This window comes from Chitinophagales bacterium, assembly GCA_019694975.1.
Classification (GTDB): Bacteria; Bacteroidota; Bacteroidia; order Chitinophagales; family UBA10324; genus JACCZZ01.
Window position 1 is genome coordinate 866,114 of the sequence record JAIBAY010000001.1, and the last position, 16,983, is coordinate 883,096.

Below are 16,983 nucleotides of genomic sequence, written 5' to 3' on the forward strand. Positions count from 1 at the left end.
AAAACCGGTGAGTCTTATCCCACTACTTCCATAAGCGTCCGGAAAGCCACAAACTTATCCTTATATCGTTGCGCGAATTCTTCCCGCAGGGCAGCAGCATAGGTATCAATATAGTAGTTGAATGTTTCGATGCTTTCACATTCGTATTGAATAACATAGGTGGGATCTTCCTCATCAGGCTGATCCATTAACCGGCTGATGCGCGATCCAGCAAATTGCCCCGTATGGATGACATCCGGCACATGACTGCTTTTCATCCATTGCAGCCATTCGGTTTCCACTTCTTTTGCAATCTTGATGGTTACGTTGTAGAGGAGCATGGTGAGTGGTTGGTGAAAGTCGTTAGTCGGTAGTCCTTAGTACTGAGTAGTGAATTGTTGATTCCTGGTTGTATATAAGATTACAGCAACAAATATACAAGCTAGTCAGTGGTAACTTTGTATCGTAAGCTGGAGACACATCAACTCATCGCAACACAGCCAACCTATCTCCATCCAACTTTACCAAAATGAAGAGCAAGATAGTGAATGACCACAATGACGAGCCTCCATAACTTATGAAAGGCAATGGGATGCCTATCACCGGCATTAAGCCTATCGTCATGCCGACGTTGATGAGCAGGTGGAAAAAGAGAATAGCCGCCACACCATAAGCATAGATCATCGAGAACCTGGAACGCTGCCGTTGTGCTACATGCAGTATCCGCAACAGCAATGTCAGGAAAAGCAGCAACACAAGGCTGCTTCCCAGGAAACCGTACTCCTCGCCTATCGTGCAGAAGATAAAATCGGTGCTTTGTTCCGGCACAAAATTATATTTCGTCAGTGTTCCTTTCAGGAATCCCTTGCCCCAAAGGCCGCCGGAGCCGATGGCAATTTTCGACTGACGGACATTATAGTCTGCATCCTTAACTTTAACTTCTTTGCCTAACAAAACGCTTACACGTTGCTGCTGATGGGGCTCGAGCAGGTTATTGAAAACAAAATCTGTGGTGAGCACATAACCTGATGAGAGCACAAATGCCGCTATCATTGTAAAAAGCAGTTGCCGGTTGCGGCGCGAGAAGAAAAACAGCACAGCGCCCGTTAACAACAGCAATAGCATGAGCAGGTATTTATCAATCACAAGCGACAATACCGACAGCATAATCACATACAATCCGATGGCGAGGTAAGAACCGGGCAAGCCGAAACGAAAAAGCACCAGGAAAAATGCCACATACACAATGGACGAACCCATGTCGCCCTGCAGCAGGATAAGCGCTGCAGGAAATGCAAAGAGAAGGATGGCAGTGATGCGGGTACGCATCAGCTTCATGTTGATGTTCATGCCGCTCAGGTATTTTGCCAGTGCGAGGTTGGTGGCGAACTTGGCAAACTCGGAAGGCTGCAACTGAAAACTGCCGATATCAATCCAGTTTTTATCACCCTTCACGGTGCTGCCCACTACAAATACAGCCAACACCAGCAGCATCACGGTTCCATAAATCACGTAGGCAAAGGCAGGATAGAATTTACTGTCTGTAAGCAGCACGGCGCCGGCAAGCAAAGCCGCGCCGCAGATCCAGAGAAACTGACGCCCATAGGCACGGTCGATATCAAAAATGCTGGGTTGCATTTCATCATAGGTAGCTGCGAAGATGGACAGCCATCCGATCAGGATTAATGCCATGTAGAGGCTGATCATGAACCAGTCGATGCCTTTGTTTACCGGTCGTTCCTGCTGATACATTATGGATGAAGGCTGGTTTGAATCATTCTTTCCTCAAGATATTTCCTGGATGTTGAGATGGTGTCATGCAGGTATTTTTCAACCATCAGGCTGGCGATAGGTGCTCCGTAGGTAGCGCCGAAGCCTGCATTTTCAACAATCACTGCTATGGCAATGGCAGGATGATCCACCGGCGCAAAGCAAACAAAAAGCGAATGGTCTTTCCCATGTGGGTTTTCCGCTGTACCTGTTTTTCCCGCCATTGTAACACCCGGAATCTGCGCCACGGTACCGGTGCCGGCTTCCACTACCAGCTCCATGCCCTGTATCACCAGGTCAAAATACTTTGGATCCACCGGCACCTTATGCCGAATGATCGTTTTGCTGAGCGTTGAATCATCATCAACCACCTTTTTCACCAGGTGAGGATTGTACCAGAATCCCCTGTTGGCAATGGCAGCGATCACATTCACCATCTGCAAAGGTGTTTCACCCAGTTCGCCCTGTCCGATGCCAAGAGAAACCACACCCACGGAATTCCATCTGCCTTCACCATAAATTTTGTTGTAATAGGTCGAACCCGGCACAAATCCATAACCTTCATTCGGCAGATCAATGCCGGTTTTTACACCAATGCCAAATGTTGCGAGTGCCGCTTTCCAGTTATCCAATCCTTCTGCCACATTTTTGGTGGTGTCATGGTCTATCGTCCGGCGGAAGTAATTGCAGAAATAACTGTTACACGAATGCTGAATAGCATTGGACACACCGGGAACAAAACCGGAATGATGACAACCCACCCGCAGGCTTCCTACATAATATGCACCCGGACAATTGTATGTGCTGAATTCATGGATGGAACCTTCCTGCAGTCCGATCAACGCAAGTGTGGGTTTATAGGTAGAACCCGGTGGATAAGACGCCTTGATCGGACGATTGAAAAGCGGGTTAAGGCTGTCGATGAGCAGCTTGCGGAAATTTTTTCCGCGATCCTGCCCGGTGAGTAGCGACGGGTCATAGCTTGGGCTGCTGACCATGGCCAGCACTTCACCGGTAGCCGGTTCAATGGCGACAATACTGCCCACCTTTCCTTTCATCAGTTGTTCCCCATAGGTCTGCAGCGTGATATCCAGCGAGCTGATCATATTAAATCCCGGAATGGCTGCCGTATCAAATTTGCCTTCATTAAAACTTCCCTGCTCCCTGTTGTGTACATCCACCAGCACGAATCGCGTTCCTTTCTCGCCGCGCAATACCTTTTCATAAAATTGTTCGATGCCGCCGGTTCCCACATAATCGCCCTGCCGGTAATATCCATTCGACTGTTCAATCTGTTTGGGGGTAACCTCACTGATATAACCGAGTGTGTGTGCTGCAGAATGAAAGGGGTAAGCGCGTACGGTGCGAACCTGTCCGTAGAATCCGGGAAACAGGTACAACTCTTCCTGCACCGTCGCATATTTCTCAACGGATATTCCTTTAACAAACAGCGAAGGCTTATACCTGGAATACTGGCTTGCTTTCCGCAATGTTTCGCGGAAGGCGGTGTCGGAAATGCCCAGGAGGTCGCAGAACCCCAGCGTATCCATCTCCTTCACCTGTCCTGGTATCACCCACAGGTCATACTCTTTCTGGTTGTCAATGATGAGCTTTCCTTTACGGTCAAACACCAGTCCGCGCGCCGGAAACACCGTCACCTGCCGCAGTACATTGGCATTCGCCAGCTGCTTATATTCTTTGTTTACAATCTGCAGGTAAAAAAGCCTGGCGATGAAGATGACAACAATGATCACCATGGCATACTGAATCGTAAACCTGCGTTGCTGAAATAAATCGGTCATGGTGACTCCGTGGCGCTGACGGATAAATACTGTTTTGGAAACAAGCCTGCAAAATTACATTTCGGCAAATCATTCTCAACCGTTGCGATAAAAAGATATGCAGATAAAATATTGCCTTGCATGAATGTACACCTGACACTTGTGACGACTACCGGTTCACCCTGATGAATGAATGGTATGATCATGTTCTTCCTTTGCCCGTCAGCACAAAGTTTTTATCACCAATGATACTGCTGCGGCGTCAGAGGAATGTTGAGCGATTGCCAACTTGTTCAGCATTACAATTCCGGGTGAAAAAATGTAAAACGGGAAGCCGTAGATAACCGGAAGGATGTTATAGTGCTGCCCGTTTCCTCCGCTTGTAAAAAAGATATTGCAAAGTGATCATCAGCGCCAGTGACACGACGGTGCTCACGGCAATTTTAGATAACACGAATAAGAACTGGCTGAAGCTCAGTGTCTCGAGCATGAAAAAAACGAGGTGATGCATGAAGACCAGCACGGCGGCATACACGATGAACCATAAGAAACCCATGGAAGCAATAGTCGGTTTGTCTTCCGGCTGATAGCCTGCAGCCGGCCGTAACAGGTTGATCATGTAGGGCCGCAGAAAAGCCACCACGGTAGTAGCGGCGGCATGCATACCGAGTGAGTTGGAATAGAGGTCAATCACCAGTCCTGCAGCAAATCCTGTGATAAGCACCAGCAGGGCCGGCATTTCGATGGGCAGCAGCAGTATGAACAGCGGATAGATGTATGGATTGAACAAGCCATGCAGGTGCACATTATTCAGTATCATCACCTGTGCAAAGGCCAGCAGCGCGAAGCGGATAATATAACCGGTAATGCTACTTAACATCTTCTGTTTTGTTGTTCAGCGAATCGATCTCTGCGCCCATGAGGTTATTCACCACATACACATAATCGAGTTTCTTGAAATCAGCAGTGAGCCGTACACGGATATCATAGAAGTTACCAGGTTCTTTTAAAGCGAAGCGCTCAATGGTTCCGATGGGTATACCATCCGGAAAAATGCGCGACACACCACTGGTGAAGATGGTATCGCCATTGTGTAATTGTTCCTGCCGGGCAATCTCTTCGAGGTTGACAAAATAGGGGCTGGCACCGTCCCATTTGATGGTGCCGCGACTGCCTTCCCTGCGCACACGGGCGCTTACCGTTACCTGCGAATGAAGCAAAGAGTAAAGACTGGCGTAGTGTTCTGATACATTTTTTACAATACCCACAACACCGGATGGGCTGATAACGGCCATACGGGGCGTAATGCCCTGGTCGCGGCCTTTGTTGATGATGATGTAATTATTGATACGGTTGGTGGAGATCTGAATGACTTCGGCGGGGATGTAGGAATATACCTGCCGGCCGGCAGTATCTCTTCTGAACTGCAAGGTGGCGGAATCCGTGTAGAAGGAGGCGGCCTGATTGGAACGCAGGCGGGCATTCTCCATAGCGAGTTCTTTATTGTGTTCACCCAGCATCAGGTAGCCGGTCACCTCTGTATAAACTGCATAAGATCTGCCCACCACTTCATCGCTGATGTTCAGTACAGCAGCACGCTGATATCCATTATTGCGTATCATCAATGCCACAGCAATCGCTTCAAGCAAAAGGAAGAGGAAGAAGGCACGGTAGTGGTAAATGAAGGAAAACAGGTTACGCATGCCGTATATGGTAAAAAATCATTCGATAGCAGGTATTGATTCCTTACTTCATCCGGAATGACGCCCGATGATCTCAGGTCATCAGGAATGGGAAACGGTAAATATTCTTTAATGCAATGCCAGTTCCTCTTACTACTGCGCGCAGCGGATCGTCTGCCACGCTAACCGGCAGTTTTGTCTTTAAAGAGAGCCGCTTATCCAAACCGCGCAATAAGGCACCGCCGCCGGTGAGGTGAAGGCCCGAGCGGTGAATATCCGATGCCAGTTCAGGCGGTGTGGTTTCCAATGCCTTCAGTACCGCCTCTTCAATCTTAGAGATGGATTTGTCGAGCGCATGCGCTATTTCCTGGTAGTTGACTGTTATCTGTTTGGGAATACCGGTCATCAGGTCACGGCCATGCACCGCAAAATCTTCAGGCGGATCGTCAAGGTCAACAATAGCGGCCCCTACATTTATCTTAATCGCTTCTGCCGTTCTTTCCCCAACGAGCATATTGTGCTGCCGGCGGATATAATCCATGATATCGGCGGTAAATTCATCACCGGCAATACGTATCGACTGATCGCATACGATACCGGCCAGGGCAATGACAGAAATACCTGTTGTGCCGCCGCCGATGTCAATGATCATGTGCCCGACCGGCTCTTCCACATCAATACCGATACCGAGTGCTGCTGCCATAGGTTCATGGATGAGGTACACTTCCCTTGCACCTGCCTGCTCCGCAGAATCACGCACCGCTCGCTTCTCCACTTCCGTAATGCTGGAAGGTATGCAAATGACCATACGCCAAGTTGGTGTAAACAAAAAACCTTTGGGGTTGATCATCTTTATCATCTCGCGGATCATGGTTTCCGCGGCATTAAAGTCTGCGATTACGCCATCTTTAAGCGGGCGAATGGTTTTGAGGTTATCATGCGTCTTCTCATGCATCTGCATGGCTTTCTTCCCCACAGCCACTACTTTATTGGTAGTTCGGTTGATGGCAACGATGGATGGCTCATCCACTACCACCTTATCGTTGTGTATAATGACAGTATTGGCTGTACCAAGGTCGATCGCTATCTCCTGCGTCAGGAAATTGAATAATTTCATCGTGTCTTTTCCCTGTAAAGGGCGCTTTTCAAAAATTGCGTGCAAAGTTCAAAAAAAGAAATGAATAATGGCGGGAATTTTATTGCTGTGTGATGTTGTGCCGGAACTTGCAGGCAGGAAGTCTTTCCTTTTAGTGACAGGAGTGAATTGACGGAACATAGCATGTTACCTGCTTTCATTTTTTCATCCGTAAATAAATATCAGTCGCGCCATTTCACCGGCGGCCACTCTTCGCCTGGCAGGTGATAAAAACCATGCTGAACAATTGCCGCCCCATAAATGCTAATTCGGTTGCGGCTTTCAAAATACAGGATGCTTCCTTTGCGTTTACGTAAATTTGCCCTCAATATTAAAGAGAGCCCGACTAATGCAGCGCCGCTATTTTCCACGCTTTTGCTACTTATGCTTATTGTTCTCCCTTGCTATTGGCACGGGTAAGACGGTTCATGCACAGATAAAATGCGACACGACATTTTCCGCAAAACAACTTGTTGACAGCTTCCTGCTTGGACAAGGCATACGTGCGGCCAACATCTCATTTACCGGTCCCAAGGTGGGCATTGCCTATTTCAGCAATGAGACGAATGCGGTTGGTATTGAAGAAGGCATTCTGCTGTCGACCGGCAGTGTATTCAATGCCAATGGCCCGAATAATTCACCGTATATCACTACGAACTTCATGGATCCGAAGGTGAAGAAACGCCCCAAAGGCGACCGTGACCTCAATAAGATTTGCAGAAGCGTTACCTATGATGTAAGTATTCTCGAATTCGATTTTATTCCGTTCAACAATCACATCTCATTCTCTTACGCTTTCGGATCGGAAGAATATCCCGAATACGTCGGATCGCGTTACAATGATGTGTTTGGTTTTATCATTGATGGTGAAAAGCTCAATAATAAAAACCTGGCGGTGATTCCGAAAACCATTCTGCCTGTCACCATCAATACCATCAACGACAAAGACAATGAAGGCTATTACATCGACAACGACTATTTCAAAAAAGTAGAATTGAAGAAAAACCTTCCCGGGCAGAAGAAAAATAAAAAGCCCAATTACACACTCAGCGACACTTATGAGATCAATAAAAAGAAACTGAAGAAACTCAATCAGAACCTTGTCAATTCGGTGCAATATGATGGCATGACGGTAGTGCTGACTGCTTCTGCTTATGTCGTGCCTTTTAAAAAATACCATATGAAGATTGCCATCGGCGATGTGGGCGATCCGCAGTACGATTCCGGCGTATTTCTCGAAAAAGGATCCTTCACCAGCCGCAGAGATCCGGGTCAGGCAAAATTCAAAGAATACCGCGACCTCAGCACTACGATGAATTTCGACAGCATTTTCGGACTGAAAACACTTGTATCGAAAGCCACTGAAGATTCCCTGTTAAAGGAACAGGCGGCATACGAACGTTTTAATGTCACCAATATCAATTTCGAGACGGCCTCTTACACTATCCCCGACTCCTCCAAAGATGAGCTGAAGAACCTGACCAGTTACCTGAAAGAACATGATCGTTTTAAATGTGAGCTGTATGGCTACACCGACAACCAGGGTTCAAAAAAATACAATCAGCGCCTCTCCGAGAGCCGCGCCAATGCGGTGATGAGTTTTTTGGTCGCTAATGGTGTTCGACCGGCGAAAATTGAAATTGCCGGTTATAATTTCGAAAATCCGATTGCCGACAATACGAATGAACGCGGCCGTGCCATGAACCGGAGGGTGGAGATTATTTTGGTGGAAGAATGAATACAGCGAAGCCTATTGAACCCCCGAACGGTGAAGTGCTTCGCGTCGTCAGCTTTGAAACATCTTGTGAATCATCTGCTGTTTTTTCATAACCAGGCAATTCATACTATCTGCATAAAACTATAAAACAATTTACTGATCGGCTTAGCACGGGACTGATGGTCATCATCACGTTTTCCTTATTTCTGTCTGCCATTGGTTGCAGCAATTGCAAAACAGATCCGATACTGTTGTATGCTGATAAAGCAGTGGAGGCAACCGGCATTTTCAAACCGGGCACTTACTGGATCTATGAAAACGCTGCAACCGGAGAACGCGACAGCGTAGTTGTTACTGCCTTTGCATACATGCCTGATACCATTTTTGAAAATTGTAAAGATCAGCAGGTAGCAGTAAACTATACAGAAGCCTATTATACTTATTCAGCCAGCTATTATTATGCAGTCAATTATGTTGCTACCGCGAAAGTGGGAAGGGATTTGCTGATGGCCAGGGTGAATGCTCCTGCCGACACCATATTTTCAACGGCTGCCTGTATTGACACAGGTTATTGCCGGGTTTTCGATACGCTCATGGTATTTCATAAAAAGTATGCTGCTGTTTATCAGCGGACCGATGCCATGTCGGAATTATATCAAGGCAAAACAGTGCGCTTTTATTCCGCTGCCGGCTATGGACTTATCAGGAAAGAGATACTTGCCTCAGACAGCACCTGGGAAACATGGAACCTGGTGCACGCTGTGATTGTGCAATGAGACAACCGGATATAACTCACTTGATGCCCTTTGTCTTAGGCTGGTGTTTTCACCTTTCAGAGGCAGAAGACGCCGATCTTGGGCAAGTGCCAAAATTGGATATTGAATATTGGGTGTTGGATATTGGGTGTTGGATATTGAGTGTTGAATATTGAGTGTGGAATATTGAGTGTGGAATATTGAGTGTTGAATATTGAGTGTTGAGTATTGAGTGTTGAGTATTGAGTGTTGAATATTGAGTGTTGATTTTTCAGAATTTTTCAATATCCAATATTGAATATTCAATATTCAACATTCATTTGCTGCCAGTAGTTGAATTCCTTCTTAACCATTTGAGTTAAAAGATGAATGTTGCTTGCAATGAGTTCGGCGAGGACGCCGACTTTGGGCAAAGACTAATATTGAAGATTGACTATTGAGTGTTGATTATTGAGTGTTGATTATTGAGTGTTGAATATTGAATGTTGAATATTGAGTGTTGATTTTTCAGAATTTTTCAATATCCAATAATGAATATTCAATATTCAATATTCATTTGCTGCCAGTAGTTGAATTCCTTTTCAACCATTTGAGTTAAAAGTTGAATGTTGCTTGCAATGAGTTCGGCGAGGACGCCGACCCTGGGCAAAGACTAACATTGATGATTGATTATTGAGTGTTGAATATTGAGTGTTGATTTTTTAGAATTTTTCAATATCCAATAATGAATATTCAATATTCAATATTCATTTGCTGCCAGTAGTTGAATTCCTTGTCAATCATTTGAGTTAAAAGATGAATGTTGCTTACAATGAGTTCGGCGAGGACGCCGTCTTTGGGCAAAGATTAACATTGATGATTGATTATTGAGTGTTAATTATTGAGAGTTGAATATTGAGTGTTGAATATTGAGTGTTCATTTTTCAGAATTTTTCAATATCCAATAATGAATATTCAATAGTCAACACAGATTGCACCAAGCATTGAACCTTGAGGATTGAGCACTTGTGCAACAAGTTTTTGAATAAACTACACTAATGCCTGAAATGCCGCAAGCCTGAAAACACCATCGGTATTCCATATTCATCGCACTTGTCAATAGAATCTTTGTCGCGCACCGATCCGCCCGGCTGAAGAATCGCGGCAATGCCTTCCCGGCTGGCAATCTCCACGCAATCGCTGAAAGGGAAAAATGCATCGGAAATCATAGCCGTTCCTTTAACATCAAAACCAAATTCTTTCGCTTTGTGTATCGCCTGGTTCAGCGCATCAATACGTGACGTTTGTCCGCAGCCCATTCCCACCAGTTGACTGTTTTTTGCCAGTACAATCGTATTCGATTTTAAGTGTTTGACACATTTTTCGCCAAATAATAAATCAGCAATCTGCGCAGCTGTCGGTGAAACTTTCGTCACTGTTTTCAAAGTGTCCGGTGTTGCCAGCGCCTTGTCCTTATTTTGTTCAATCACACCATTCAATATGCTCTTGAAGGTGCTGTTTCCGCTGATTACTTTTTTCTGCACAATAATGATCCGGTTTTTTTTCTGCTTCAGGATATGCAAAGCATCCTGGTCATAGCCGGGTGCAATGATCACTTCAAAAAATATCTCGTTGATCTTTTCAGCTACCGCCTTCGTGATGTGGCGGTTCATTCCGATGATTCCTCCAAATGCGGAGACAGGATCTCCTGCCAGCGCTTTCTGCCATGCCTCCGCCAAATCTGTTGCTTCCGCCACGCCACAGGCACTGGTATGTTTGATCACGGCGCAGGCAGGCCCTTCAAATTCAGCTATCAGGCCGATTGCTGCATCTATATCCACGAGGTTATTGTAGGAGATTTCTTTGCCGTTCAGTTGCTCCAGCAAATCGGCGAGGTTACCATAATAGGTGCCCTGCTGATGCGGATTTTCACCATAGCGCAGCGCCTTATGCTGCAGCACACTCTGCTTAAACACCTTAACCGCCCCGTCGCTGTTGAAATAGTTGAAGATGGCAGTATCGTAATGAGAACTCATATTAAACGCCCTTGCGGCAAATCTGCGGCGATCTGCAATCGTTGTGATACCCTGTGCAGATTGTAAAAGCTGCAGCAGGTCAGCATAATCATTACGCGAAGCGCAGATCAGCACATCATTGAAATTCTTTGCTGCGGCACGGATGAGTGAGATACCGCCGATGTCTATCTTCTCAATAATTTGTGATGCATCGGTGGTGGCCGATAGTGTTTCTTCAAACGGATACAGGTCAACAATAACAAGATCAATTTCGGGAATACTATGATCGCTCATCTGTTGCCGGTCTGCTGCCAGCGACCGCCTGCCGAGTATGCCGCCGAAAATTTTCGGATGCAGCGTCTTCACCCTGCCACCAAGCATTTCCGGAAAACCGGTTAAGCTGTCAACAGACACGACCGGAATCTCCAGCGCCCTGATGTATGATTCTGTGCCGCCCGTGGAGATCAGCTGCACGCCGAGTTCATGCAGTTTTTTCACAATGGGTTCCAATCCTTCTTTATTGTAAACGGACAGCAATGCCGTATGAATTTTCACTTCACTCATTAAAAAAAATTTCCGCAAAGAAAGTGAAAAATAAGCAGTGAACGGGTCCGCAGCAAGCGGTGGCCAAAAGCCCTGCGCATGATCGCTGCCTCAGCAACAATGTCGCGGTGTGATCTGCATGCGGTTGCCAAAGACCGATACCTGGTTGCTTTGCTACGGTTTTTTTTCTCCGAAAATTTTCACCGGCTTCACATCCATCCGGTGTTGTAACCTGAAAGTTTCAATGGCATACTTGCGCAGGTGTTCCATCGCTTCGCTCACATCATCCGTCACGAGGATAAGCTTGGTGTCATCCTCGCTGATGGTACTCCGGCTCAACATTTTTTCCATCAGCTCTGTCAGGTCGCGCCAGTATTCCGTTCCCATCAGCACCACGGGGAAATTCTGAATCTTCCTGGTTTGAATCAGTGTAATAGTTTCGAACAGTTCATCCAGGGTGCCAAATCCGCCGGGCATAACGATAAAGGCATAGGAGTATTTGAGCAGTAACACCTTTCTCACAAAAAAATGATCTAAAGTGATCTGCTTGTCGAGATAAGGATTAGGTTGCTGTTCCTGCGGCAGCCGTATGTTACAACCAATCGAGGTGCCGCCGGCATCTTTCGCTCCGCGATTGGCGGCTTCCATAATTCCCGGGCCACCGCCTGTCATCACAGTAAAACCAAGGTCGGCTAAGGAGGCGCCTACTCTTCTTGCCAGTTTATAATATTCATGATCCTCCTCAAACCGCGCAGAGCCAAAAACAGTGACACAAGGGCCAACAAAATGCAGTTCCCTGAAGCCTTTGATAAATTGCCTGGCTACATTCCACACGAAGGTAAATTCTTTGCGCCGCGACTGCGGGCCTTCCAGGAATTTTCGTTCCGTACCATTAACCGGCGGCTTTAACTGCTTCGTCTCATCATACATGACATGGTGATTTTATCGTAATAAACAATTCCAGGCAACTGCCCGTGTAAATATATACTTGCATTATCACAATCCTGACATGTACGTGGTCAGCAGCAACTGCCGGAGTGCAGCACAAGCAACCGCTGCAGGGCCTTTCTTACATCCGTTAAAATGAATATTAACGTTCCGGAGATGGATGACAAAAAATAACGCATGCCGTTTTGGTGAAGGAACAAACTATCTTTCGCTTTCACCCATTAATTTTTTTCACCAATGAAAAGCCTCCTGCTGACCGCCAGGGTCATCGTATTCCTGCTCATTGCATCTGCCTGCTTCTCCCAGAAAACAGCCCGCAAAAAAACCACTGTTGACAACGATGCGGCCGGTTACGCGCCACAACTTTATTCAGGAATGAAATGGCGCAACATCGGTCCCTACCAGGGTGGCCGGTCTCTAACTGCCACCGGTGTTACCGGCGATCCTCTTACCTACTATTTCGGGGCAACAGGTGGTGGCGTCTGGAAAACAATAGATGGTGGTATTTCCTGGTTCGCCGTTTCAGATACTGCATTTCATTCTTCTTCTGTAGGTGCCATTGCCGTAGCTCCTTCGGATCCGAATGTTATCTATGCCGGCATGGGAGAAGCAGCCATCAGGAATACTGCCATCATGGGGGATGGCATTTACAAATCGACAGATGCAGGAAAAACATGGAAGCACCAACTCACGCTGGATGCATCTGCCATCGGACAGATTATTATTCATCCAAAAAATCCGGAGGTGGCGTATGCCGCTGTTATGGGAAAAATATATGGCGCGAATAAAGAACGTGGTGTGTACCGGACAAAAGATGGCGGTAAATCATGGCAGCAAATCCTTGCAAAGGATGACAGCACCGGAGCGATAGATATTGATTTTGATCCCTCCAATCCAAGCATAATTTATGCTTCGCTGTGGCAGGCACATCGCATGCCGTGGAAACTCAGCAGCGGCGGGCCCGGCTGCGGATTGTATAAAACAACGGATGGTGGCGACACGTGGACCTTGTTATCAAAAAATCCGGGCATGCCTAAAGGTTTGATTGGCAAAATATGCATTGCCGTTTCGGCCAGCAATCCGCAACGCGTGTATGCCATGGTGGAGAGTGAACACAGCAGGTTATTCCGGAGTGATAACGGTGGTGCAACGTGGGATACCGCTTCCGCGAAAAATGATCTTACCCAGCGGCCCTGGTACTTCAGCGAAATCTTCTGTGATCCGAAAAACAAGGATGTGGTGTATGTCTGCAATGTGGAACTATGGAAATCTATTGACGGCGGCATGAGCTTTTCTAAAATGGAACAGGAACATGGCGACAACCATGCTATGTGGATCAACCCTGATAACCCGGAAAATTTCATTCTTGCTGATGATGGAAGTGTGGCAGTGACTTTTAATGGTGGCAGAACCTGGACCGATGAAGATATTCCTACCTGCCAGTTTTATCACGTCAATCTCGACAATGATTTTCCGTATCACGCCTATGGCGGACAGCAGGACTGGGGCTCCGTGCGCATTGCAACAAGATCGTATGGTTCGTCTATTGGTGCCAAAGACTGGTATGTTCCGGCAGGCGGTGAAGCCGGCTACATCGTGCCTGATCCAATGGATCCTTCGGTTTCGTATGGCGGCGAATATGATGGCATACTTTCCATGCACGACAAAAAAAATGAGCAATACAAATATGTCTCCGTGTATCCTGAAATAAATGACGGATACGGTTCAGGCGTGAATAAATACCGCTTTCACTGGACGTTTCCCATTTCATTTTCACCATGGGATCCAAAGCTGTTGTATTGTACTTCACAAATGGTACATCGTTCAATCAACGGTGGCATGAGCTGGGAAACAATCAGTCCTGATCTTACAAGGAATGATGTAACGAAACAACAACAGAGCGGAGGCCCTATCACACCGGATAATACCGGCGCTGAAGTGTTCGGCGATATCTTCGCTTTCGCGGAATCACCAGTTAAACAGGGATTGCTCTGGGCGGGCAGCGACGACGGGCTTGTGCATGTGAGCACCGACAATGGCGCAAGCTGGAATAACGTCACACCGGCAAATCTGCCGGAATGGACAACCGTCAGTATCATTGAACCATCGCACTTTGATGCTGCAACCTGTTACATCGCTGCACATCGTTACCGGCTGAATGATGTTCATCCTTACATCTTCCGGACAACAGATTACGGTAAAACATGGACGCTGATCACCGGCGGACTGAAAGAAAATGTTTACACACGCTGTGTACGGGAAGATCCGAACAGGAAAGGGCTTTTATATGCGGGAACAGAAACGGGCGTCTCCGTTTCTTTCGACAATGGTGATCACTGGCAGTCGCTTCAGATGAATTTACCGGTTACGCCGGTGCATGATCTGCAGGTGAAAAAGGATTTGCAGGAGCTGGTGATTGCAACACATGGTCGCGGCTTCTGGGTGCTCGATGATGTAACGCCGCTCTATCAGATCAATGATTCCATTGCTGATGCGCAGCAATGGTTGTATCAGCCGCGCGTTGCCATTCGCATGGATGGAAATCAAATTACAGAGGAGAAAGCAGCAGCCATTTACTTACAGGAAGGAACCAATGCTCCCAACGGCGTGATCGTAAACTACTATTTCAGGCAACGGCCGAAAGGAGAAATCAGGCTGGTGTTTTACAATGCTGCAGGAGACAGCATCATCGCTTTCTCAAATAAGCACGACAAGCATGGGAATAAGCTGAAGGGCGATGAAAAGTTTTACAAAGGCCCGCAAAAGGATCCGGAAATACTGACTGCAGATTCAGGCATGAATCGTTTTGTGTGGGATATGAATTATCCGCATACCCGGCTTTTTGATGAAGATTGGTGGTACAACGATGCGCTGGCCGGACCAAAAGCAATGCCCGGAAACTACAGCGTGAAACTGATGCAGGGTGATACAATGCTGATGCAAAGAAAGTTTTCCATCGTATTGAATCCGAAAGTAAATGCAACGCAGGCAGATCTGCAGGCGCAGTTTGACCTGATGATGCAGGTTAATAAAGAGATGAACGCGATCGCCACCGGTATCATCAAAATCAGGTCGGTGCGTGACCAGGTAAATGCATTTACGAACAGTTTCAGGGACACCACAAAAATCAAAAGTCTGAAAGCTGTTGCAAAACCATTGCTGGATTCACTGGAAGAAATTGAAGATACACTTATACAGGTTAAAGCGATTGCAGGAGAAGATGTGCTGCGATTTCCGATGCAGATGCTGGAACGGATGTGCGCCTTGCAGGACTTTATCCGTGCTGCCGACAGTCGTCCGCCGATGCAACAGTTTGAAGTAGCCAATGTATTGATAGCGCGCAGCGACAGCTATCTGAAGCGGCTTGATAACATTTTCATGAAACAGGTGACGGCATTTAACGCTGAAGTGATGCGGCTGAATTTACCGGTGGTCGATCCGGTAAGGAGTTTGAAATGATGGAGGATAGATGCCCGTTTTGGTGTACAGGCATTGCTTTGAGATGATTGCAATTGGTTGAAACAGGCAAACAATTTTGCCGCAATTAAAAGCACGAAAACAATGATGCTATACAACACGATAAATTAAGAGGCTCCGCATTTATATGCGCCGCCATTATTTTCCGTGTATCTGCTGCATTCCGCTTACTTTTGATACAATGAACAGAAAAAGAGAAAACGCTTCAAGGCCGCATCACACATCCGCCAAACCTGATTTCGGCGGCGGTAAACGGCAGCGGCCGACCTACCGTAGAAAACCATTGCTGCCAAGACCGGTTGCACCGGTAAACGTGCAGCCGGCAGCGGCAGCGAACGCTGAGGATAAGGGAGTGCAGCTCAACAAATATTTATCGAATGCCGGCATTGCGGCGAGGAGAAAATGCGAAGAGTTTATTGCAGAAGGCCTGGTAACGGTGAATAATAAAGTCATCAAAGAACCAGGTTACCGCGTACAAAAAAATGACAGCGTAAAGTATAAAGGAGAAAAAGTCACCTATGGAAAAAAGGTGTACATCCTGCTGAACAAACCCAAATTTCATATTACCACAACCGAAGATGATCGCGGCAGAAAGACCGTGATGGAACTGATCAGTGAAGCCTCCACCGAACGGTTGTTCCCGGTAGGACGGCTCGACCGGAATACCACCGGCCTGCTGTTATTTACCAATGACGGTGACCTCGCGCAACGGCTCACGCATCCCAGCAAAAAAGTGCAGAAAGTGTATGAAGTAACGCTGAATAAAAAGCTGGAACTCGACGATATGGAAAAGATTGCCAAAGGCATTGTGCTGGAAGACGGTCTTGCCATCGTGGATGAGATTGCCTATGCCAATGACAAGGAAAAGAACGTAGTAGGTATCGAACTGCATATCGGCAAAAACAGGATTGTTCGCCGGATATTCGAACACCTGGGATATACTGTAATTAAACTTGACCGCGTATTATATGCAGGGTTGACCAAAAAAAATCTGCCGCGCGGCGAATGGAGGGAACTCACGGAGCGGGAAGTGATTACGTTGAAGCATTTGGGGTAACATGCATTCGCGGCAGTAGGGTATTCCCGAAAATGTTTTTAGATCTATACTACACATGAGCAAATTATGATACGGATGCTTTTTTGCAGTTCAATATTATTGTGTGGCAATAATGAATGGGGTTTCCTTTGTTGCTGGACATACT

Annotated in this window: 12 protein-coding genes; 4 read left to right on the forward strand and 8 right to left on the reverse strand. The window is 46.7% G+C overall.

The window, feature by feature from the left end:
- Positions 1-14 precede the first annotated feature (14 nt).
- The 6 genes from K1X61_03280 to K1X61_03305 form a co-directional block, all read right to left on the reverse strand.
- Positions 15-320 (reverse strand): DUF4286 family protein, encoded by a 306-nt coding sequence (locus K1X61_03280; GenBank protein ID MBX7107650.1) that lies wholly within the window; start codon positions 318-320, stop codon positions 15-17.
- Positions 321-465: 145 nt separating this feature from the next.
- A complete protein-coding gene (rodA, locus tag K1X61_03285) occupies positions 466-1,731 on the reverse strand; it encodes a rod shape-determining protein RodA (GenBank protein ID MBX7107651.1) in 1,266 nt (421 codons plus the stop codon).
- Positions 1,731-3,551, reverse strand: coding sequence for a penicillin-binding protein 2 (gene mrdA, locus K1X61_03290; protein MBX7107652.1), 1,821 nt, complete (start codon positions 3,549-3,551; stop codon positions 1,731-1,733). Before mrdA ends, rodA begins: the two co-directional genes overlap by 1 nt.
- Before the next feature lie 334 nt (positions 3,552-3,885).
- A complete protein-coding gene (gene mreD / locus K1X61_03295) occupies positions 3,886-4,410 on the reverse strand; it encodes a rod shape-determining protein MreD (protein ID MBX7107653.1) in 525 nt (174 codons plus the stop codon).
- Complete coding sequence (mreC, locus tag K1X61_03300; protein MBX7107654.1) at positions 4,400-5,233, reverse strand: rod shape-determining protein MreC; 834 nt, start codon at positions 5,231-5,233, stop codon at positions 4,400-4,402. The genes mreD and mreC overlap by 11 nt, the downstream gene beginning before the upstream one ends.
- 73 nt (positions 5,234-5,306) lie before the next feature.
- Positions 5,307-6,329 carry a rod shape-determining protein gene (locus tag K1X61_03305; GenBank protein MBX7107655.1) on the reverse strand — a complete coding sequence of 341 codons (1,023 nt, stop codon included), beginning with the start codon at positions 6,327-6,329 and terminating at the stop codon, positions 5,307-5,309.
- A gap of 409 nt (positions 6,330-6,738) precedes the next feature.
- Between K1X61_03305 and K1X61_03310 the strand changes: the two genes are divergently transcribed.
- Positions 6,739-8,085, forward strand: coding sequence for an OmpA family protein (locus K1X61_03310; protein MBX7107656.1), 1,347 nt, complete (start codon positions 6,739-6,741; stop codon positions 8,083-8,085).
- A gap of 158 nt (positions 8,086-8,243) precedes the next feature.
- The gene (locus K1X61_03315) at positions 8,244-8,840 is read left to right on the forward strand and encodes a hypothetical protein (protein ID MBX7107657.1); all 597 of its coding nucleotides are present in this window, start codon (positions 8,244-8,246) and stop codon (positions 8,838-8,840) included.
- A gap of 1,013 nt (positions 8,841-9,853) precedes the next feature.
- Here the strand turns inward: K1X61_03315 and purH are convergent.
- The gene (gene purH / locus K1X61_03320) at positions 9,854-11,377 is read right to left on the reverse strand and encodes a bifunctional phosphoribosylaminoimidazolecarboxamide formyltransferase/IMP cyclohydrolase (protein MBX7107658.1); all 1,524 of its coding nucleotides are present in this window, start codon (positions 11,375-11,377) and stop codon (positions 9,854-9,856) included.
- A 153-nt stretch (positions 11,378-11,530) separates the two neighbouring features.
- A complete protein-coding gene (locus K1X61_03325) occupies positions 11,531-12,286 on the reverse strand; it encodes a TIGR00730 family Rossman fold protein (protein MBX7107659.1) in 756 nt (251 codons plus the stop codon).
- Positions 12,287-12,541: 255 nt separating this feature from the next.
- Between K1X61_03325 and K1X61_03330 the strand changes: the two genes are divergently transcribed.
- The gene (locus K1X61_03330; protein MBX7107660.1) at positions 12,542-15,763 is read left to right on the forward strand and encodes a hypothetical protein; all 3,222 of its coding nucleotides are present in this window, start codon (positions 12,542-12,544) and stop codon (positions 15,761-15,763) included.
- A gap of 199 nt (positions 15,764-15,962) precedes the next feature.
- The gene (locus K1X61_03335) at positions 15,963-16,838 is read left to right on the forward strand and encodes an rRNA pseudouridine synthase (GenBank protein MBX7107661.1); all 876 of its coding nucleotides are present in this window, start codon (positions 15,963-15,965) and stop codon (positions 16,836-16,838) included.
- Positions 16,839-16,983: the final 145 nt, after the last annotated feature.

Coding starts and splice junctions, on each gene's coding strand:
- K1X61_03280 (MBX7107650.1), bottom strand. CDS start 320: ATGCTCCTCTACAACGTAACCATCAAGATTGCAAAAGAAGTGGAAACC.
- rodA (MBX7107651.1), bottom strand. CDS start 1,731: ATGTATCAGCAGGAACGACCGGTAAACAAAGGCATCGACTGGTTCATG.
- mrdA (MBX7107652.1), bottom strand. CDS start 3,551: ATGACCGATTTATTTCAGCAACGCAGGTTTACGATTCAGTATGCCATG.
- mreD (MBX7107653.1), bottom strand. CDS start 4,410: ATGTTAAGTAGCATTACCGGTTATATTATCCGCTTCGCGCTGCTGGCC.
- mreC (MBX7107654.1), bottom strand. CDS start 5,233: ATGCGTAACCTGTTTTCCTTCATTTACCACTACCGTGCCTTCTTCCTC.
- K1X61_03305 (MBX7107655.1), bottom strand. CDS start 6,329: ATGAAATTATTCAATTTCCTGACGCAGGAGATAGCGATCGACCTTGGT.
- K1X61_03315 (MBX7107657.1), top strand. CDS start 8,244: ATGGTCATCATCACGTTTTCCTTATTTCTGTCTGCCATTGGTTGCAGC.
- purH (MBX7107658.1), bottom strand. CDS start 11,377: ATGAGTGAAGTGAAAATTCATACGGCATTGCTGTCCGTTTACAATAAA.
- K1X61_03325 (MBX7107659.1), bottom strand. CDS start 12,286: ATGTATGATGAGACGAAGCAGTTAAAGCCGCCGGTTAATGGTACGGAA.
- K1X61_03330 (MBX7107660.1), top strand. CDS start 12,542: ATGAAAAGCCTCCTGCTGACCGCCAGGGTCATCGTATTCCTGCTCATT.
- K1X61_03335 (MBX7107661.1), top strand. CDS start 15,963: ATGAACAGAAAAAGAGAAAACGCTTCAAGGCCGCATCACACATCCGCC.